Raw genomic sequence first — 20,396 nt, 5'->3', positions numbered from 1 at the left:
AATTATTTGATATAATATAAAAAAGATTTGTTTTCTTTAAAATCTAACTAGACTTACAAAGGGAGGAATTGAGAAATGAAACTAGGCATTGTAATCTTTCCGTCAAAAATGATTCAAGATAAAGCGAACGGGTTGCGTAAGCGCTATGATCCACATTATGCATTAGTTCCGCCACATATCACATTAAAGGCACCCTTTGAAGCACCAGAAGAACAATTAGAAACGATTGTGAAAGAATTGCGTACAATTGCAAATAAAACGAATCCTTTCACCCTTCATGTTGGAAAGGTAGGCTCATTTGCCCCTGTTAATAATGTTATTTATTTTAAAGTTGAAAAAACACCTGAACTGACATTCTTAAATGAAGAAATGCATAAAGGGTTCCTTACACAAGAACGCGAGTATGCTTTCGTACCACATTTAACAATTGCCCAAAAGTTATCGGACGCTGAGCACGCTGACATTTTAGGACGTTTGCGCATGAAAGATTTTTATTATGAACAAACAATCGATCGTTTCCATCTCCTGTATCAATTAGAAAACGAAACGTGGAATGTACACGAAACCTTTCACCTTGGGAAAGGGAGCAAATAATTTGAAGGCACAACTTGTCCAAACAGATTAACAACTGAAAGATGCATTCTCTGTGCGTAGACAAGTCTTTGTGAAAGAACAGCATGTATCTGCTGAAGAAGAATATGATCAATTTGAAGAAATCGCCAAACATGTTGTCATATACGATATCGACATTCCCGTTGGAGCTGGGCGCTTGCGTATGGTAGATGGTATCGGGAAAATAGAGCGCATATGTGTTCTCCCTTCCTATCGAAAAAAAGGAATTGGAAAACTCATTATGGATGCACGCGAAACATATGCCAAGGAAGAAGCAATACCAAAACTCAAACTTCATGCGCAAACACATGCGGAACCTTTCTATAAAAGATTAGAATACCAAACTGTTTCTGATATTTTTTTAGAAGCAAATATACCGCATGTGATCATGATAAAAAAATTATAACTTTTGAAGACAGGAGGTCATTCCTCCTGTTTTTTACATTGCTATTTTCTTTTTCTTCCGCTAAAGTTAAAAGTTGATGCTATAAATTTGAAGGTGAATGTATGACTCAGGAAAAATTTTCACAAAAATTATTAACACACGCCGACGTTCCCCAAGCGACATATCATATTCCTAAGACATCTTCCCATTTAATTATGGAGCATGATGCAGATGCCGCTTATTTTCGCGCTTTAGAACAGCAAGGCGTTTATTTAAATGAGAAACAATTAGAAGCAGTGCGAGCAACAGAAGGTCCTGTCCTAACTTTAGCTGGTGCTGGGAGTGGAAAAACCTCTGTTTTAACCACGCGCGTTGGTTATTTAGTAAATGTAAAAAAAGTTCATCCACGCAATATTTTGTTATTAACCTTTACACAAAAAGCAGCGGAAGAAATTCGAAGTCGCGTTGCTAGTTTACCAGGTATGAATCATGCTGCAAGTAGCTATGTTGTGGCAGGAACGTTTCATTCTGTCTTTTTAAAATTATTGCGTAGTCAAGGATATAATCAGCAAATTTTAGCAAATGAAAAACATAAACAAATTATGATTAAGAAAATCTTAAAAGAATTGCGCTTAAAAGATGCTTATGATGCCGAAACGATGCTCGCCATGATTTCACTTGAAAAAAATAAATTACATCGTCCGAAAGATGTACAAGCAAAAACACCTGTTGAGCAAGAATTTCGCGAAGTATATGAACGCTATGAAGAAGTGAAGCAAAAATACGGCTATATTGATTTTGATGATATTCTGCTTGAAACCTTCTATATGCTTGAAAATAACGCTCCTTTGCTCATGCAATTACAAGAGCGTTTCCAATATATTGAAGTCGATGAATTTCAAGATACCTCTTACGCACAATATGAGATTGTAAAATTATTAGCTGCACCACAAAATAATTTATTTATCGCAGGTGATGATGATCAAGCGATTTATGGTTGGCGCGGTGCCAGTCATCAAATTATATTATCCTTTCCAAAAGAATTTGATGATACAACAATCATTGCGTTAAATACAAATTACCGTTCCAATCCATTTATCGTTGGACTTGGAAATGAAGTCATCAAGCTGAATCAAGAGCGTTTCCATAAAGAATTATATTCTGTGCATGAAGAAGGAATGCGTCCATTTTACGCTCGCCCTGCTACGACACTTGATGAAGCAAACCAAATTCTGCAATTGATTCAAGATAAAGTATCAAGCGGTGAACGTTCATATAAAGACTTTTGTTTATTATATCGTACACATTCTGTAAGTCGCTCGTTACTCGATCAACTTACCATTCATAAAGTACCGTTTATTAAGTACGGCGCCAGTCAATCATTCTATGAACATTCTTTAATTAAGCCTGTGCTTGATCATTTGCGCTTAGCATACGAACCGTTTCAGATGGAGGCACTGGCAAGCATATTGCCAACAATGTATATTGGGCGTGATGATTGCCTCTCTTTTATTGAACGTGAAAAGTGGAAATATGGTGAAGGAAGATTCCCTTCCCTTCTTCATTTCCTACTGCTGAATCCAAATTTAAAATCATTTCAAGTGAAAAAACTGAATGACAAAATCGATTTTATTAAGTTTATAAAAGAGCTGGAACCAAAAAAAGCACTAAAAGAGATTATTAAAGGAAAAGGGAAATATTTAGAATACTTGCAGAACAACGATCGTTCTTCCTTTACGATGCATAAAGATATTCAGGAAGAAATGCTGGAAGAACTCATCGAGTCTGCCAATCGTTTTACCGATATTCCCGCTTATTTAGAATTTGTTCATGCGGCGATTCAAAATCAAAAAGAAATGGAAGCATTAAAAACAAAACCACAAAAAGACGCCGTATCACTCATGTCCATTCATAATGCAAAAGGCCTTGAGTTCCCTTGTGTCTTTTTGCTCGGCGCAAGCGATGGCATATTGCCACATTCCTCCTCTTTAAAAGATGCAAACGATCGCCCAACAGATTCTTCTGAAGCGTTAGAAGAAGAACGAAGATTGATGTATGTTGCCATTACGCGTGCAAAAGAAGAACTGTATATTTCCTCTCCACAATTTTTTAGAGGGAAAAAATTAGACATATCTCGTTTTTTATATATCACGTTACCAAAAAAGACACCTTCTTAAATGCACTAGGTGTCTTTTTTACTTCTTGTACGTCTCATTCTTCCTAATGCCTCTCTATTTTAAATGAAAAATTCATGCTTTTATCGTATGAATTAGCGTAATATCAATCCTATTCCATTCATATTGTAATAGTGTATGTCAGAACACACGATAAGGAGTGAACAGAATGAGCTGCAACTGTCACGAGGAGCATCCTCACGATTTTGATTCGAATTTTGATTCTAATTGTGTATGTAATGTAGTACGTTTTATACATGAGTTACAAGAATGTGCAACTACAACCTGTTCAACAGGTTGCGAAGTTCCCTTTTTAGGGCCAAATAATGACGCAAGAGTTGCCAATACAAGACCTTTTGTTTTATTTACCAAATCCGGAACACCGTTTGAAGCATTCGCTCCATCAGGATCTATTACAAGCTGCCTATCCCCTATATTCCGTGTTGAAAGTGTAGATGATGATTGCTGTGCCGTATTGCGTGTTTTAGCCGTATTTGTAGGAGGCGAACCAGATACAAGCGATAACCCAATTTGTACATTTTTAAATGTTCCAAATGCTTCATTGCGTGCGACAACTGCTTGTATTACTGTTGATTTAAAGTGTTTCTGTGGTATCCAATGCTTACGAGATGTCTCTATTTAATGTAACGACGTATATGTTACCGAACAATTGGGGTGGTAGAACGATACCACCCCATCACTGTTTCCGTAATGATCATTTATTAGAAAGCGAGACTCTTAACAATACAACTTGCATAAACAGGACTCCTTCTCCATCTTGATTTATCCCGCTATTTTAGGGCAATAAGACTCCCACCTCAAGGGTTCAAAGAGTAGCAAGGGCTACCCGTAACAGCCCGATTGGTGAGGGCTCATAATCAGTGGGGAATGAAGAAACCCCCCACTGATTAAAGTTTCACTTTATTTGTCCTGCATTAAAATCAAAGCCTTTTCCTCCTACTTTCGATATCATTCACATTATTTTTGAGTATTTTTTACAAAAATTAGGAACCTGTCTATGGCAGGAACATGATTTAATTCATTAAATAACAGTAGAACAAGTAAAGGAGTGAAAAATATGTCTTCTTGGGATTGTAAGCCTACTCAATTTTGCCCCAACGTTCCAGTCGATACACTACCCGCTTTCGGTTTTGCATTTAATGCTTCAGCACCTCAATTTGCAACATTAGGCATTCCTCTAGCATTACCTAGCACAAATCCAAATCCAAATATTAGTGTACCTGTATTGAATGATACTGTTAGCACAGGAGCTGGAATTCGAATTGAAAGAGCAGGTATTTATCAAATTAGTTATACATTGACGATTAGTCTTGATAATGTTCCAGTTACTCCAGAGGCTGCTCGATTCTTTTTAACTTTAAATACACTGGATAATATTATTCCTGGTTCAGGAACTGCAGTTCGTTCTAATATCGTAGGCACTGGTGAAGTTGATGTTTCTAGCGGTGTAATTCTTATTAATTTGAACCCTGGTAACCTTATTCAAATTGTTCCTGTTGAAGTGATTGGAAGCGTTGATGTTCGTGCTGCCGCATTAACTGTGGCACAAATTGGTTAATAAAAAAAGCGGCTTTCGAAAAGATTTTTCGAAAGCCGCTTTTTCTTTTTACTTTATCCCGCTATTTTAGGGCAGTAAGGCTCCCACCTCAAGATTCAGAAAGAAGCAAGGAAGATAGGTGGGAGTAGAGCTACCCGTAACAGCCTGATTGGTGAGGACTCATAATCAGTGGGGGATGAAGAAAACCCCACTGATTAAAGTTTCACTTTATTCTCTCTATACATTGTGCCAACGCCTCATTCCATCCTCTCAAAATAGGAAAACCATTTAATTCTATCATATGATTTTTCAAAATAGAGTACTGAGGTCTCTTTGCTTTTGCTCCATAGTCTTTTGTCGTTATAGGATGAACTTTCACATCTTTTCGCATTATTTGTAATGCGTTCTTTGCAAATTCATACCAAGAACATGATCCGCTATTACACACATGATAGATACCATATAAATTCGTTTCTACTAATTTTTCAATCATACGAGCTAAATCCCCAGCATATGTTGGTGAACCAATTTGATCGGAAACGATTGATATTTCCTCTCTCTCATCCGCTAAGCGAAGAATCGTCTTCACAAAATTATGCCCATACTTTCCATATAGCCAGGAAGTCCGAACAATAAAGTACCTGTGATGTAGACTTTGGACAAATTGTTCCCCCGCTAACTTTGAATGACCATATATATTGATAGGTGCTGTAGCGTGAAATTCATGGTATCCTTCTTTTTGATCACCTGAAAACACATAATCTGTACTAATATAAACAAGCTTTGCATTGTACTCTTGTGCAGCAACTGCGATATTTCTTGTTCCAATTGCATTGACTAAAAAAGCCAATGCTTGCTCGTCTTCCGCTTTATCCACTTTTGTATAAGCAGCAGCATGAATAACGATATCTGGCTGCAGTTGTTGCATCAGCCTCATCACGTCTTCCATTTTCGTTACATCTAAAACATCTTTTCCTAAGGGATGCACTTCATATTTATCAAGCGTAAATACTTCTTGCAATTCTTTCCCTAACTGACCGTTAGCTCCTGTAATACAGACTTTGATCTTCTTCATACAGTCGCTCCTTATTTTTGTTGTAGTCGGCTCCACCATAATTCATTCTCACAATACCACTCAATCGTTTCCCTTAAACCTTCTTCAAATGTATAAGTCGGACTCCATCCTAGTTCCTTCTTTATTTTACTTGCATCAATTGCATAACGCCTATCATGTCCAAGGCGGTCTGCTACAAATTCAATGGCTGTTTCTGACTTTCCAAGTTGCTGTAGTATACTTCGCACCACTTCTATATTTGTTCTTTCCTGATTCCCTCCAATATTATATACTTCTCCTGCTTTTCCTCTATGCATAACCGCATCAAGAGCTCGGCAATGATCTTCTACATGAAGCCAATCACGAACATTTTTTCCATCTCCATATACAGGCAACTGTTTTCCTTTTAACGCTTGAATAATCATAAGCGGAATTAACTTTTCAGGATATTGATACGGGCCATAATTGTTTGAACAACGTGTAATTGAGACGTGCGTTCCATATGTTTTGAAATAAGAAAGAGCAATCATATCTGCACTTGCTTTACTTGAAGAATATGGGCTACTTGGCGCTAGTGGTGTCGTTTCTGTGAAAAGCCCCTTATTTCCTAACGACCCATACACTTCATCTGTTGAAACTTGAAGCATTCTTATATGCGGATACTCTTTCACTATTTCTAACAATGCGACTGTTCCCATTACGTTTGTATTGAAAAAGGGAGTTGAGTTTTCAATACTTCGATCTACATGTGATTCTGCTGCAAAATTAATAATACAATCGATACGATGTTGCAAAATTACTTTTTGGGCAAGTTCTCGATTTTGAATATCTCCTTGTACAAAAAAATAACGAGAATCTTGATGAACAGATTGCAAATTGTCAAGATTCCCACTATATGTTAAAAGATCGTAGTTAATGATACGATATGTCTGATGCGTCCGTAATATATAACGAATAAAGTTACTTCCAATAAAACCTGCTCCACCAGTTACGAATATATTCATATCCAACACCTCTACTTAAAACAATCATGATATTGGTCAAATGTAGGCAACGCTTTATCTTTTTCTGAAAGAATCGGTTCACTGACCGGCCATGTAATCGCCAAGCTTTCATCATTCCAATATAATCCATCATCATGATCTGAACTATAATATTCATCTACTTTATACATGACGAGTGTATTTGGCACGAGCGTACAAAATCCATGAGCAAAACCTTTTGGCACAAGAAGCTGTCTATGATTTTCTTCACTTAATATAAAGCCTTTCCACTCTTTATATGTTGGAGAGGAAACGCGTAAATCCACAATAACATCATAGATTGCCCCTTTTAATACTTGAATTAATTTCGTTTGTGCTTTCGGCTCTTTCTGAAAATGCAAACCACGCACTGTGCCGGCCTTCGCTGAAAATGAAAGATTATCTTGAATGAACGAATAAGAAACGCCTAATTTTTGAAACTCTTTCCAATTATAACTTTCTGTAAAAAAACCACGATGATCTTCAAATAAACGAGGTTGTAATAATAAAGCATGCTGAAAATGTGTTTCAACTATTTCCATATACCCACCTATTCCCCATTAAATTGTTGACCAAAATCTAAATGACACGCTAATGCATTTGCTCTCTGCAATGATGCATGTGTTCCTGCGTCTGTCCACCAACCAGACATAATATTATAAGATAATAAGCCACGTTTCAAATACCGATTATTTAAATCCGTAATCTCAAGCTCTCCTCTTTCTGAAGGTGTTAATTGCTTAATATACGAAAACACCTCAGCGTCATACATATAAATTCCTGTCACTGCATATGAACTTTTCGGTTTTTTAGGCTTTTCTTCAATTTCAATAATTTTATCATTTTGTATAACCGGGACTCCAAATCTCTCTGGATCTTCCACTTCCTGCAATAATACCTTTGCTCCTTTTTCTTGCTTCACATATTCCTGAACGTATGGATAAATATTATCTGAAAAAATATTATCTCCTAGTATAACAAGCATCCGATCTTTTCCAACAAATTGTTCACAAAGTCCGAGCGCCTCAGCTATCCCTCCGGCTCTATCCTGCACGCGATACGTGAATGAAACATGAAAATCATGACCGCTTCCTAAAAAATTAACAACATCCCCCATATGTTCTTTTCCCGTAACAATCATAATATCGGTAATACCGCATTGTTTCATCTTATAAACAGCATGATAAATCATCGGATAACGACCAACTGGAAGCAAATGCTTATTCGTTACTTTTGTAATGGGGTATAGCCGCGATCCCGTTCCTCCAGCTAAAATAATCCCTTTCACCCAAATCTCTCCTTTACTCCTTATACTAGTAATCAATCTATTCCTTATCTCTATACTTAACTATGAAACCACTACTTTATAATGAAAATAGTGGTTTCATATAGTGTTCTACAAATTTTCGTCTATATTTCTCATACGCTACAGCATCAAATTCATCACCATTATAATGAATACACCACGGTGCTTTTTGAGTAGAAATTCCAATTAAATATCCCGCTTTTCGAAATTCCATCGATTGGGAAATGTCATAAAAATGAAAACCATCAAATACATCTTCGCGCCATGGAATATCATATTGCGTTGCCATAAATAGTCCATCAATTGCTTCCACAGATAGAAATGTCTTTGACTTATAAAATGGTTGCTCTAAATTCAACAATTGATAATTTTGTCCTCGGTATTCAATCACTTGTGCGACTAAGTTTTTACCTTCCCACCAAATCCCACTAGCGGGAAGGCTTTGACAACCAGCAACACCAATTAATCCAAGCTTTTCATTCTTTGTAAAAAGATCAATCAAATAAATAGCCACATTTCGATCAATAATAAAAGTATCTTGATGCAAATACACTTTATACTTTGCAGGATGCGAAATTGCTTGGTTATATGCGCTTGTCATACTTTTCGCTCCATATATTGGTAAAATTTGAATTCGATATCCCGGAGGTACGAATAAATTATGAATCTGTCTTTGACATTGCGCAAAAAGTTCCTCATTATTTGTACAAATGACAAATAATATTGTCTTTTCTTGCATGCTTACAATCCTTTCTCTCTTACGATTTTTCCTCCATATAATGTTCTACAAAAATTTTGCGGTACTTCTCATAATGATCCAAATTTAAATCAATATGATAGTGAATGCACCATGCATCACGCTGCACAGGAACTCCTACTGTATATCCTGCTTTTCGAAACTCAAATGATTGCGATACGTCATAAAAATGAAAACCATCAAACAAATCCTCCCGCCATGGAATATCATACTGCGTCGCCATTAATAATCCGTCAATTGCTTCTACAGGCATAAATGTTTTTGATTCATGAAATGGTTTCTCTAATGTTGCCATATAGAAAATATCATTCATATAACCGATTACCTTCCCCACAACCCCTTTTCCAATATTCCATAAGCCATTTTGCGGTACATATTGCGCACCAACCATCCCAATCATCCCGAGATTCTCATGTTTTGTGAATAATTCAATCATTCCATATAAAAATGCTCGATTAATAATAAACACATCTTGATGTAAATACACTTTATATTTTGCCGGATGAGAAATCGCTGTATTATATCCGCTTGTCATACTCTTGGCATTTCGAATCGGTAGAAACTCAATGCGGTATGAATCTGGCACTTCTAAATTCATAATATGCTTAACACATTTTGCATACATTTGTTGATCGTTAACACATGTAACAAATAAAATGGTTTTCTCCGCCTGATTCATTCTTGTTTCTCCGCCAAGATTACATACTGATAAACAACTGATTCTGCTAAAAAACCGCTCCCTAATCGATATTTATTGCATATGTTCTGCAAATCCTCAATGAGCGGCACATCTTGATCGTACGGCACATATACACGATCAACTTCTTGTATAGAAAAACCAGCCTTCAAAAATAACCTTAGCATTTCATTAAAAGTAAAAAAGCGAATATGCGTTTTGTCCATAAGTCCAAATTCTGTATAAGTCCAATTCCCGGCTAATAATGATTGGATAACTGAAATATGAGCTACATTTGGAATACTCGCTAAAATGACTCCACCTTTTTTTACATATGGTTTTACTTTTTCAATCACTGCCCAAGGATCAAATAAATGTTCTAACACATCCCCAAAAATAATACAATCAAATTGTTCATGCTCATATGGCAATTCCATCGTTTCAATATCACCGTGCAAAACATGATCCAATTTCTGCTTTGCTTTTTCAAACGCATTAGAAAATGCTTCAATCCCTGACACACGTGCTCCCTTTTCTTTTATGACAGCTCCCAATCCACCTTCAGAACATCCGATATCTAATACTTCTTTCCATTCGCTTTTTATATGTTTTAGTAAATGTGGATTTGCTCCTGTATAATAAAAATCTGGTTTTTCATTATATAAGGGAGACTCTTCTTTATTCATGTTATTTCCCCTCCTTATGAATGATCGACAACCTTACTTCTTATTTTAAGTTCCTTACCATACTCTACGCACTCACGCTACATGTTATCCCTCATATTCCTGCCTAAATACCTTTCTAAAGTAAGTTCTGTTATATTCAATAGCTGCATTATTGGGGACGTAAGTTGCTGCCAATTCATTATAATAAAGAGCTTTTTCCTGATCCCCTAGACGACTATAACAAATACACATTTGCAAATAAGGAAGCCATGTATAGCTAGCTGGACTATAAAACGGACTCGCTTGGGGAGCAGGCACTTCTGTTGCTAACTTATACCAAAATATAGCCTCTTCATATTTCTCTTGTTTCATATATATATCCCCTACTCTTGTACAATTCTCACCTCTCGGAATAGAATATTGAAACGACCTTGTACAAGCTAATATAGCTTCTTTCCATTTTCCTAAATGTAAATAACAATCCCCCAGCTTCCCACACGCGTAAATTTTTTCTTCATCCCATCCTTCTTCCTTCTCTAGAAATACTTCATATAATGAAACAGCATCTTCATAGCGCTGGTGATCTGCACATTCATTGGCATAATAAAAAATATCTCTAGCAGTTAATTCTTCTCCATTTGCTACGATATTTTGGAAAATCTTCAAATTACGATTTGTTGGCTTTTTCTCCTTTTTATGTGTAATGGCAACTTCACTTTGAAAAAGTTCACCATGTACCGCTAAATATTCATGCACTTTTCCAAACCATTCAAATCCACACTCTCGCTTAACGAGCCGATATCTTCTCGTACAATATAAAGGTTTTCCATTCGAATCCATTACGAGGTGATATGGCATAGAAACGGCATCTACTTTATCATCTAACTCCCATTTTAATTTTCTTAGCAATTCTTGCGCGTCTTCTAATAAGACATCATCTGCATCGAGCCACAATATATAATCTTGTGTCGCTTTTGAAAAAGAAAAATTACGAGCCGCTGAAAAATCATCCACCCAAGGAAATTCGTATATATGAGGTGTGTATTCCCGAACAATTTCTTGCGTCCGATCAATAGATCCTGTATCCACAACAATTATTTCATCAACAAGAGATTGAATAGAATCTAAACATCTTCCAATTGTTTGTTCTTCATCTCGCACAATCATACATAAGCTAATTGTAATTTCCTTATCTCTCAAAATCCTCACCCTCTCCCACTCAAGTTTATGTTGAAAGAAGTGAAAACTTTCCCAAAAAGAAATAATTCATATGTCAGTGTCATTTTGTTCATGCTGTACATCTACTATATAATGAATGCTTTTTGGAGGTGAATTTATGTCAAAAGAAAATTATTCAAACGATGAAGAATTTTTAACAGCTAGTGCACTAGACCCTGACACTATCGGCCCTACATTACCGCCTATTCCACCATTTACTCTTCCATCAGGACCGACTGGGCCAACTGGTGTTACTGGGCCGACTGGACCTACAGGAGAAACTGGTATTACTGGACCAACTGGACCTACAGGAGAAACTGGTATTACTGGACCAACTGGACCTACAGGAGAAACTGGTATTACTGGACCAACTGGACCTACAGGAGAAACTGGTATTACTGGACCAACTGGACCTACAGGAGAAACTGGTATTACTGGGCCAACTGGACCTACAGGAGAAACTGGTATTACTGGACCAACTGGACCTACAGGAGAGACTGGTATTACTGGACCAACTGGACCTACAGGAGAGACTGGTATTACTGGGCCAACTGGACCTACAGGAGAAACTGGTATTACTGGGCCAACTGGGCCGACTGGACCTACAGGAGAGACTGGTATTACTGGGCCAACTGGACCTACAGGAGAGACTGGTATTACTGGGCCGACTGGGCCAACTGGGCCGACTGGACCTACAGGAGAGACTGGTATTACTGGACCAACTGGACCGACTAGTTCAGGTCTTCCAGCAGGTTTATATGCCTTTAACTCTTCCACAATTAGTATAGGTCTTGGAGTAAATGAGCCAATACCATTTAATACAGTCGGAGCACAATTTGGTACAGCTATTTCTCAACTAGATGCCGATACCTTTATCATTAATGAAACTGGATTTTATAAAATTACTGTTATTGCCTACACCGCACTTGTAAGTCTATTAGGCGGCCTCACAATTCAAGTAAACGGCGTGCCTATTCCAGGATCTGGAACCACTTTAATTTCACTGGGCGCACCTATTGTACTCCAAGCTATTACGCAAATTACAACTACTCCTTCTTTAGTTGAAGCCGTTGTTACCGGTCTAGGTCTATCTCTCGCTCTTGGAACAAGCGCTACAATTATTATTGAAAAAATCGCTTAACCCTTCTCCCATAGACAGTAAGACATTTATATGTTTTACTGTCTTTTTTATTATCTATTCACTCATGAATTTCATTTCCTTCACATAATCATAGTATTGTATGACATTTTTCAGGGGGAATACGTATGCAAAATGAAGCAGCCGTTCAGCTATATCTTGAATTACTAAAGAAAACAATTTTATTTGAAATTTGGTTAGAATACGAGCCATACTTACCAGCATCCTTACACATTACAGAAGAACTTCCTTATGAACCCGTTACTGTCCCATTGCCTCTATTTATTAAACAATATGTAGAAGCTCATCAACTAAAAATTGTAAAGCCTGTCATTTCAAAAGAGGAAAGACAAGATGGTAACGATTGGCCACGAGCAGCTCATAGTATGATTGGGCGCACACGAATGAACCAATTACAAAACGCAATGGAAACCGTTATACGTGAAAATATTGAGGGAGACTTTATTGAAACAGGTGTATGGCGAGGAGGATCTTGTATTTTCATGCGAGGGTTTTTAAAGGCACATGGAATTACAAATCGTACTGTATGGGTCGCTGACTCCTTTCAAGGACTCCCTGCCCCAAATGTTCAAGCATACCCACAAGATTATCATGATTATTTACATACATTCGATTACTTACGCGTTTCACTCGAACAAGTACAAGAAAATTTCAAAAAATATGATTTATTAGATGATCAGGTCAAATTTTTAAAAGGTTGGTTTAAAGATACGTTACCAGCAGCTCCTATTGAAAAAATTGCAATCGCTCGCCTCGATGGCGATATGTACGAATCCACAATGGATAGTTTAATCAATTTATACGATAAAGTTTCAACTGGTGGATTTATTATTATTGATGATTATGGTCTACCACCTTGCGCAGAAGCTGTAGCAGATTTTCAAAAGCAGCGAAAAATCAAATTTGCTCTCACAGAAATTGATCAATTTGGCGCTTATTGGCGGAAAGAATAAAGGAAATTGAAACTTCCATCAGTGGGGGTTTTCTTCATCCCTCACTGATTATGAGCTCTCACCAATCGGGCTGTTACGAGCAGTAAGGCTACCACCTATCTTCCTTGCTTCTCTCTGAATTTTGAGATGGGAGTCTTACTGCCTAAAATCGCCCAAAAAAACAATTTTAGAAATGAGGAGTATATATATATGGGACAAAATAACGATTTTTCACAGAAGGAACTTCTTCCTCCTCCCGAACTCATCCATTATGTTGGTGGGGATTTCCAAAAAGTCGGAGAAGAATTTTTGAAATACTTTATTGAAATCGGAAATTTACAGCGCCATGAATCTATATTAGATGTGGGTTGTGGTGTTGGACGTATGGCAGTACCCCTAACAAAATATATAAATGACAAAGCTCTTTATCATGGATTTGATATTTTTCAAGACGGTATTTCATGGTGTCAATCTCACATTTCTCCTACATATAAAAACTTTCATTTCCAGCACGCAAATATATATCACCAATTCTATAATCCAAATGGAACTATAAAAGCAAGTGAATTTCAATTTCCATACGAAGATGATACATTTGATTTTATCTATTTAACTTCGGTCTTTACACATTTACTTGAAAAAGAACTAGAACATTATGTATCTGAAATTTCGCGTGTTATAAAACAAGATGGGCGTTGTTTGCTGACACTCTTCTTATTGAACCCTGATTCTTCCTATTACTTGACTTCTCGTCTTAGCACTCTCCCCTTTTATCATAAAATGGATAACTGCTATATTGTAAATAAAGATATTCCAGAATTTGCTGTTGCCTATCCAGAAGAATGGATGCTCAACCTCTTGTCTCAATATAATTTTGAAGTTACAAAGCCTATCTATTATGGATCATGGTGCGGGAGAACAACATTCACCAGCTATCAAGATATTCTTGTCATACGGAAAAAATAACGATAAAGGGGCAATTTATGCTATGAATGCGTTAGTAGAGGATCCGCTTGTATCCATATTAATACCGACTTATAATCGACCTTATTACTTAAAACTTGCATTAGACAGCGCTCTAGCACAAACATATTCCAACATAGAAATTATTATAGGCGATGATAGTACAAATGCAGAAACGGAAACTCTCCTACGTCAACATTACTTACCAAACTATAACAACATTATATATATTCGAAACCAATCTACATTGGGACAATTTCACAATGATCTTATGCTACTAGAATATGCTAGAGGCAACTATATCAATTTTCTAATGGATGACGACCTCTTTCACCCTCATAAAATCCAGCGTATGATGCATTACTTTTCACAAGATGTAAAGAATGAAATTGCTCTAGTAACCTCGTATCGCAAAAGAATCAATGCAGTTGGAAATCAAATTGAAGATGCGCTGCCCACTTTTCAACTTTTTCCTAACGATACGATTTTAGATGGCACTGCATTAGGAGACGTAATGCTACAAACAAGCTTAAATATAATCGGAGAACCGACAACCGTTCTCTTTCGCCGCCCTTTTTTAACAGAACCTTTCGGAACTTTAAGTGGCCGGCAATATAATTGTAGTATCGATATGGCTTCATGGGTTCATTTGTTACAAAAAGGAAAAGCCGTTTATATAGCAGAAGCGTTAAGTTCATTACGCTACCATCCTGGACAACAAATTCACCATAAATTATTGGAAGGAACGGAAGACTTTACGCATCTCATTACAACAGCACGCAACTATGGTTTTCTCCAAAGTACAAAGACATATCGCTTAAGTCTTCGCTGCGCCCTACAATGGATATTTAGTTCATTGCGAGATGAAACAATAAAACGTATCCCGGATTCTCATTCCAGGCTCTCTCATTGTCTTCAAATCATTCAGCAAGAATTAAATCGTACCCGTGTCTACGAGTAAATAAAATTTTGATTCTACCTCTCCGTTATCAAATACAATGAAAAACACTCACGAATTTGTGAGTGCTTAGTATCTTCCTTTTGGTTGATTATTTTTATTATTTTTCTTCCCGCAATTACATCCTTTTTTCTTTACAAACCCTTGTTGCTGTAGCATTTGCTGTTGTGCAGAATATTGATGCCATTGCTGAGCAGAATATGAATTTTGTTGATAGTGATTTCTCATATAACCCTCTCCTCTTTTCTGCAATATGATTCTTTTTATCATATGAACAACTTGTTTATCCAGTTCCCCCATTTTCCGTGTGCTTCATCCTATGAGATTCTCTTTCTATATAAGCTACTTCGTATTATTCTCCCATTATACGACTTACCATTGTTTCAATAAATGCTGCAAGACCTGCAATCCCTAGTATACATAATACAATTTCTGCAACATGCGGAAACAAAACATACAAACAAATTAAAAATGCGCTCATCCATATTCCAGTACACCAGTGACAACTTAATAATTCCCCTATCCACTTTTGTAGTCCTTTTCCTCTTACTTTCGTATATGTAGAGACAGATCCATCTGGCTCAGTAATTTCTAACTCTTCAATAAATGGAGCTCGCAAAAAAGCGGTAATTTTATCATATACAATAAGCCGCGTGAGCCGAAAAGTTGCAAATGCAAATATAACAAATAGTAACCAAGTATTTACAATCAACTTATATCACTTCCTTATAGCTGCCTATTTATAAAAATCCTTTCTATAGCAGTAACCGAATTGTCTCACACTCAATATCTTATTAATGTATCCAAAACATATTTGATAAGGAGTGAAATTCATGAGCTGTAACGACAACCAACATCATTTTCCATCTAACTGCGTCATTGACGTCGTAAGATTTATTGATGAACTACAAGATTCCATCAGCGAAAATTGTCCAACCGGTTGCGACACACCTTTCCTTGGAGCAAATTGCAACTCACCATTCGCAAATACTCGTCCGTTCGTTCTATTTGATAAATGCGGTGACCTCTTTATTCCAGCAAGCTGCTTCTCTATCCCAACAAAAGAAGTACCATTAAGCGTTCCTCTTCCATCTCCATTTCTACGAGTAGAAAGCGTTGACGAAGATGGATGTGCTGTATTACGCGTGCTAATCCCAGACGTTGAATCTTTAGGTGGAGACGATTGCGATTTATTAGCAGGTAGCTTACTTCACACAATTGATAAAAGCGACTTTACGAATTTAGCTGCACGCTTTTTAATTTGTCAATACTCAAATGGCATCACGAAACCAGATTATCAGTCCGTTCTACAATTCGGTTTAAAAGCATCTCAATTCTGTATTACTGTTGATTTAAGTTGCTTCTGCGCAATCCAATGTCTACGCGACACTCACGTTCGCGGTTGCTAATTTCGTAAAACAAACAAACTATGAAGGTGGTAGCTTCGTCTACCACCTTTTCACGTATTTAAAACGCCATCATCCGTATGGAGATAATCTCGTCAATTGGAATTCTGAGTTCCCTTGGCATTAAACGATTAAAAGTCTCTTGTGCGCGCTTTACTTCCAGCAGTACTTCACCACCTTCATATGCGCGTACATATCCCGTAAACACATCTTGTTTTGTTTTAATTTGACAACGGATAGAAGCAATATAATGAGGTCGATCAATTAAGAATAATATTTTTTCTTCATTATCCATATCCTTAAACGACTTACTACGTTCTCTTTTTTGCCCTCTATCTATTCCCTCCGATTGTTCTATTTCTATATTTTCTGCCTCTCTTTCATTTCGCACCTGCTCCTCAATTTGAGGAGGATCGCCATACATATTTACCTCTCGCTCTTTCTCCATTTGATGAAATGTATCCTCTTTCTCTGCCTCTTTTCGTTTTATATGCTTTTTAGAAGCTTCGTATTCTTTCGCTTCATTTTTTCCCTCCACTGATTGAGGCCATTCCTTTTGTTTGCTCCCTTTCTGTTCAGAAAGGCTTGAAGCTGCTTCCGCTAGTTCCTCACTTGCAACAATTAAATCTGCATTTTTATTCTCCTCGTTTCGAGCTGTACTTTTTTCATTTGATACCTGCATAGCTTTTTCTTTACTTGCTCTCTTCGCCTCAGCAATTTCCCTTCTGATCTTTTCTATTCGAAGGTTCTCGTCTTCTTTCTTTATTACAAATGTTTTTTGTAAATTCCATTTTTTCTCCGAAAAATCCGGTTGCGTTGTATATAATGTCGGATACGGTGTACGCTCCTTCTTTCTTCTGCTCACCACCAATCCCTCCTACATAAAAAAACATCTCTTGTGACATGTATATTCGCAATTAGATGGAACTTGCATAGAAATTTGATGAATTCATCTAACACCTCTAATCAATGAAACAAAAATCTGATAAAGACCTAGTACACACCTCAAATTTCTAGTAAACGAACCTATCGCTCATAGAAAAATCCCCTTTTAATAGGTAACTATCACAATTGCTCGTTTTCTCTTAAAAATACACATTCGTCCTATTTCCAATAGTATCCCAGATGCATTTACTATATTAGATACAAATTAGGGGGTGAAAGAAAATGTCATATCAAAACAATTTTGCGTGTCCATGTCCAACTTATACTCCAACATATACAAAGCCTACTCATCATGAAACTTGCTCTGGTAACTGTAAAAGCAATTGTAAACGTTGCTGTGACGACTGTTTACCAAAAGAAAAATGTTGCGATGGAGCAGCAGCTCATCTTGCAAGCTTAATCTCTGCAAGCTTAAACCTTAGCGGTGGTTCAATCGTGCCACTAGATACAGTTGCAAAATCTGGAAGTGGTGTTTCTGTTCCAAGTAGAGGTGTAATCCGTGTTGAAGAATGTGGCAAATATTTAATTGGCTCATTCGTTGGCATCGGTATCGAATTAATAAGTCCAATCGGTCTACAATTAGTAGTTGAGAGATGCGATGGTTCTTCAGTTATTCACGAAACAGGCTTAATCTTAGGTATCACTCTATTAGACAAATTCCAAGATACAATTTGCCTAGAGCCAGGCGATCGCGTATACTTCCGTACAACTGGTTTAATTTCAGTCGAAATTGCAATTTCACTATCAGTATCTAAATTATGCTGTGACTAATCATCCTTAAAAATATAGAGTATATTACAAAAATAACAACGCAATATCTAGACTTTTCTCTAGATATTGCTTTTTCTTTTTTCATAATCATAAAACAAAAAAATACCATTCTAAAATTAGAATGGTTTTTTTTATATCTGTTTTTATTTTTTCTTATTTCCCACTGAGTCTTTAGTACTTATGCAATTATTGCATTAACCAGAGCGATAACGTTTGTTAAGAAGGTTTGAATTAAAGCGACTAAGCTATCTAAAAGACCAGTCAGAACCGCTAATACCAATGTAAGCATCATGACCCCTCCCATCCTTTGTACTCTACTATATTACATGCAAAGCGAGTATAAACGGTAACGGACAAGCGTCCTATTATATGTACCTATTTTCCAAATATAGTTTCATACTCTTCTCGATTTAACTTACAAACTCCGTACGCTCACATAAACGAACTGAACTAGTAAAGAAGCCTATTTTTATATTTATATCAAAATCTAAACGAACAACTATCGCCATTTTTTCATTCTACGCATTTACTACTATAGTAACTATGTATGAAATTTCTTACCATATTAGGAGGATTAGAATATGACAAATGAAAAAGATCCAAAGGAAATTGATCAAAATGAATTACTGCTGACGCTCCTTAATTCACAAGATGGTAAAAACATTATATTAGAGGCATTAAAATTAGCTGGGGCTGATCCTCATACAGATCATTTCGATCCTGAACAATTGAAAAAACTTTCCACAACGAATATAGATGAATTAAGAACCGCCATTTTAAATAATCCTATTCTCGTCCAAAAAATGCAGGATTTCATTCAATCTACAAACTTAGGACTTCTTACTTCTATCCCAACTTCCAGCAATTCCGCCACACCCCTTACACAAGAACAAATACTTCAAACCATTCTAGAAAACCCATCCGCCCTAGAAAATATCTTTCAGCTCACACAAAAACTCGGAATCGATAAAGATGCTGTATTAGCAGAGTTAACAAAACTTCAAGCAGCAATCAATCTTCTAAAACAACTCCCTTCAGATGAATAAAATAAATAAGATTGGAGGTGTCACAATGCAAAATAAAGATCGAAATTCACATGAATTACTTTTATCAATATTAAGTAAACCAGGTGGGCTGGAATCCTTATTAAAATTAGCTAACTTAATGGGTATAGAAACTTCAAGAAAAAATATAAATATCGAACAGTTAAAAGATATCCAAAATCAAGACCCGAATGAACTCTTACTCTCAATATTAGATAAACCTGACGGATTAGATACGTTAATTCAAATTGCCGAACTAGGCGGAGTTAAGCTCCCTAAAGAAAAATTAACTGCTGAGAAAATAAAAGAATCCCTTTCTTCAAAAGAGGATTCAACTGTACCTAACTTAGCAGAACAAACTAACAAAACTGAAACTCCTACACAAACTTCAAATACATTTGCTACGAGAATACAAAATGTACTTTCTCAACATGTATCAACACTTTTAGGAAGAATTACCTCACCGGATGTTTCTTCAAATTTATTTACACTGTTTACTACCATATTGCCATTACAAAATATTACTAGAGCATTAACAGCCATGATTCGACTAGCAACTGATGATTCTTCACCTCAAGAACATCGAACGAGTCCAACTTCAATTGCCGAAAAACAAATACATGCTCTAAAAAATCTACTCACGAAAAATACTGCCAATCAAGAAAAACTTTCCGCAAATTCCCTTTTACCAAAACAAGCTCTTCACTCCTTAACAAAATTAGAGGAATTGCTAAAAAGTAAAAAATAAAAAGGCACAAAAATGTGTGCCTTTTTATCGTATTATTCGTTATC

General features: G+C 36.6%; 24 protein-coding genes. 13 read left to right on the top strand and 11 right to left on the bottom strand.

The window, feature by feature from the left end; all coding sequences use genetic code 11:
- Positions 1-75 precede the first annotated feature (75 nt).
- The 5 genes from BCER98_RS05175 to exsF all read left to right on the top strand — a co-directional run bounded on the left by BCER98_RS05175 (position 76) and on the right by exsF (position 4,750).
- Positions 76-594 (top strand): YjcG family protein, encoded by a 519-nt coding sequence (locus BCER98_RS05175; protein ID WP_011984030.1) that lies wholly within the window; start codon positions 76-78, stop codon positions 592-594.
- 34 nt (positions 595-628) lie between these two features.
- Positions 629-1,018 (top strand): GNAT family N-acetyltransferase, encoded by a 390-nt coding sequence (locus tag BCER98_RS05170; RefSeq protein ID WP_041809533.1) that lies wholly within the window; start codon positions 629-631, stop codon positions 1,016-1,018.
- A gap of 101 nt (positions 1,019-1,119) precedes the next feature.
- The gene (locus BCER98_RS05165; protein ID WP_011984028.1) at positions 1,120-3,174 is read left to right on the top strand and encodes an ATP-dependent helicase; all 2,055 of its coding nucleotides are present in this window, start codon (positions 1,120-1,122) and stop codon (positions 3,172-3,174) included.
- 166 nt (positions 3,175-3,340) lie between these two features.
- Positions 3,341-3,814 carry a CotY/CotZ family spore coat protein gene (locus tag BCER98_RS05160; protein ID WP_011984027.1) on the top strand — a complete coding sequence of 158 codons (474 nt, stop codon included), beginning with the start codon at positions 3,341-3,343 and terminating at the stop codon, positions 3,812-3,814.
- 435 nt (positions 3,815-4,249) lie between these two features.
- Positions 4,250-4,750, top strand: coding sequence for an exosporium protein ExsF (exsF, locus tag BCER98_RS05155; protein ID WP_011984026.1), 501 nt, complete (start codon positions 4,250-4,252; stop codon positions 4,748-4,750).
- 202 nt (positions 4,751-4,952) lie between these two features.
- Here the strand turns inward: exsF and rfbD are convergent, their stop codons facing one another.
- The 8 genes from rfbD to BCER98_RS05115 all read right to left on the bottom strand — a co-directional run bounded on the left by rfbD (position 4,953) and on the right by BCER98_RS05115 (position 11,376).
- On the bottom strand, positions 4,953-5,804 hold the full coding sequence (gene rfbD / locus BCER98_RS05150; protein WP_011984025.1) for a dTDP-4-dehydrorhamnose reductase: 852 nt from the start codon (positions 5,802-5,804) through the stop codon (positions 4,953-4,955).
- Between the two features lie 11 nt (positions 5,805-5,815).
- Positions 5,816-6,787, bottom strand: coding sequence for a dTDP-glucose 4,6-dehydratase (gene rfbB / locus BCER98_RS05145; RefSeq protein WP_011984024.1), 972 nt, complete (start codon positions 6,785-6,787; stop codon positions 5,816-5,818).
- Positions 6,788-6,798: 11 nt separating this feature from the next.
- Positions 6,799-7,347 carry a dTDP-4-dehydrorhamnose 3,5-epimerase gene (rfbC, locus tag BCER98_RS05140; RefSeq protein ID WP_011984023.1) on the bottom strand — a complete coding sequence of 183 codons (549 nt, stop codon included), beginning with the start codon at positions 7,345-7,347 and terminating at the stop codon, positions 6,799-6,801.
- 8 nt (positions 7,348-7,355) lie between these two features.
- Positions 7,356-8,093, bottom strand: a complete 738-nt coding sequence (locus BCER98_RS05135; RefSeq protein ID WP_041809530.1) for a sugar phosphate nucleotidyltransferase — start codon at positions 8,091-8,093, stop codon at positions 7,356-7,358.
- 76 nt (positions 8,094-8,169) lie between these two features.
- A complete protein-coding gene (locus BCER98_RS05130) occupies positions 8,170-8,850 on the bottom strand; it encodes a glycosyltransferase family protein (RefSeq protein ID WP_011984021.1) in 681 nt (226 codons plus the stop codon).
- Positions 8,851-8,869: 19 nt separating this feature from the next.
- Positions 8,870-9,547, bottom strand: coding sequence for a glycosyltransferase family protein (locus tag BCER98_RS05125; protein WP_011984020.1), 678 nt, complete (start codon positions 9,545-9,547; stop codon positions 8,870-8,872).
- Complete coding sequence (locus tag BCER98_RS05120; RefSeq protein ID WP_011984019.1) at positions 9,544-10,230, bottom strand: class I SAM-dependent methyltransferase; 687 nt, start codon at positions 10,228-10,230, stop codon at positions 9,544-9,546. Before BCER98_RS05120 ends, BCER98_RS05125 begins: the two co-directional genes overlap by 4 nt.
- Before the next feature lie 84 nt (positions 10,231-10,314).
- A complete protein-coding gene (locus tag BCER98_RS05115; RefSeq protein WP_219339237.1) occupies positions 10,315-11,376 on the bottom strand; it encodes a glycosyltransferase in 1,062 nt (353 codons plus the stop codon).
- Positions 11,377-11,545: 169 nt separating this feature from the next.
- Here BCER98_RS05115 and BCER98_RS05110 point away from each other — a divergent pair, with 169 nt between their 5' ends.
- From BCER98_RS05110 to BCER98_RS05095, 4 genes are all read left to right on the top strand, one after another.
- Positions 11,546-12,568, top strand: coding sequence for a BclA C-terminal domain-containing protein (locus BCER98_RS05110; protein ID WP_041809529.1), 1,023 nt, complete (start codon positions 11,546-11,548; stop codon positions 12,566-12,568).
- A gap of 125 nt (positions 12,569-12,693) precedes the next feature.
- Positions 12,694-13,539 (top strand): TylF/MycF family methyltransferase, encoded by an 846-nt coding sequence (locus BCER98_RS05105; protein WP_011984017.1) that lies wholly within the window; start codon positions 12,694-12,696, stop codon positions 13,537-13,539.
- 189 nt (positions 13,540-13,728) lie between these two features.
- On the top strand, positions 13,729-14,484 hold the full coding sequence (locus BCER98_RS05100) for a class I SAM-dependent methyltransferase (protein WP_011984016.1): 756 nt from the start codon (positions 13,729-13,731) through the stop codon (positions 14,482-14,484).
- 22 nt (positions 14,485-14,506) lie between these two features.
- The gene (locus BCER98_RS05095) at positions 14,507-15,442 is read left to right on the top strand and encodes a glycosyltransferase family 2 protein (protein ID WP_011984015.1); all 936 of its coding nucleotides are present in this window, start codon (positions 14,507-14,509) and stop codon (positions 15,440-15,442) included.
- A 66-nt stretch (positions 15,443-15,508) separates the two neighbouring features.
- Here BCER98_RS05095 and BCER98_RS05090 read toward each other — a convergent pair whose 3' ends face one another.
- Positions 15,509-15,667, bottom strand: coding sequence for a hypothetical protein (locus BCER98_RS05090; RefSeq protein ID WP_041810262.1), 159 nt, complete (start codon positions 15,665-15,667; stop codon positions 15,509-15,511).
- A 124-nt stretch (positions 15,668-15,791) separates the two neighbouring features.
- Entirely contained in the window at positions 15,792-16,151 is a 360-nt protein-coding gene (locus tag BCER98_RS05085) for a DUF1360 domain-containing protein (RefSeq protein WP_011984013.1), read from the bottom strand.
- Between the two features lie 121 nt (positions 16,152-16,272).
- Between BCER98_RS05085 and BCER98_RS05080 the strand changes: the two genes are divergently transcribed.
- A complete protein-coding gene (locus tag BCER98_RS05080; protein WP_011984012.1) occupies positions 16,273-16,848 on the top strand; it encodes a CotY/CotZ family spore coat protein in 576 nt (191 codons plus the stop codon).
- A 58-nt stretch (positions 16,849-16,906) separates the two neighbouring features.
- Here the strand turns inward: BCER98_RS05080 and BCER98_RS05075 are convergent, their stop codons facing one another.
- On the bottom strand, positions 16,907-17,710 hold the full coding sequence (locus BCER98_RS05075; protein WP_041809527.1) for a CotO family spore coat protein: 804 nt from the start codon (positions 17,708-17,710) through the stop codon (positions 16,907-16,909).
- Between the two features lie 302 nt (positions 17,711-18,012).
- Between BCER98_RS05075 and BCER98_RS05070 the strand changes: the two genes are divergently transcribed.
- From BCER98_RS05070 to BCER98_RS05060, 3 genes are all read left to right on the top strand, one after another.
- Positions 18,013-18,561 carry a hypothetical protein gene (locus BCER98_RS05070; protein ID WP_011984010.1) on the top strand — a complete coding sequence of 183 codons (549 nt, stop codon included), beginning with the start codon at positions 18,013-18,015 and terminating at the stop codon, positions 18,559-18,561.
- A gap of 581 nt (positions 18,562-19,142) precedes the next feature.
- Positions 19,143-19,607, top strand: a complete 465-nt coding sequence (locus tag BCER98_RS05065; protein WP_011984009.1) for a hypothetical protein — start codon at positions 19,143-19,145, stop codon at positions 19,605-19,607.
- Positions 19,608-19,632: 25 nt separating this feature from the next.
- Positions 19,633-20,352: a hypothetical protein gene (locus BCER98_RS05060; protein ID WP_011984008.1), complete on the top strand. Its 720-nt coding sequence runs from the start codon at positions 19,633-19,635 to the stop codon at positions 20,350-20,352.
- Positions 20,353-20,396: the final 44 nt, after the last annotated feature.

Source organism: Bacillus cytotoxicus NVH 391-98, assembly GCF_000017425.1.
Lineage (GTDB): Bacteria > Bacillota > Bacilli > Bacillales > Bacillaceae_G > Bacillus_A > Bacillus_A cytotoxicus.
Note: the sequence above shows the minus strand (reverse complement) of the source record. Positions and strands in the feature narration are given on the sequence as shown.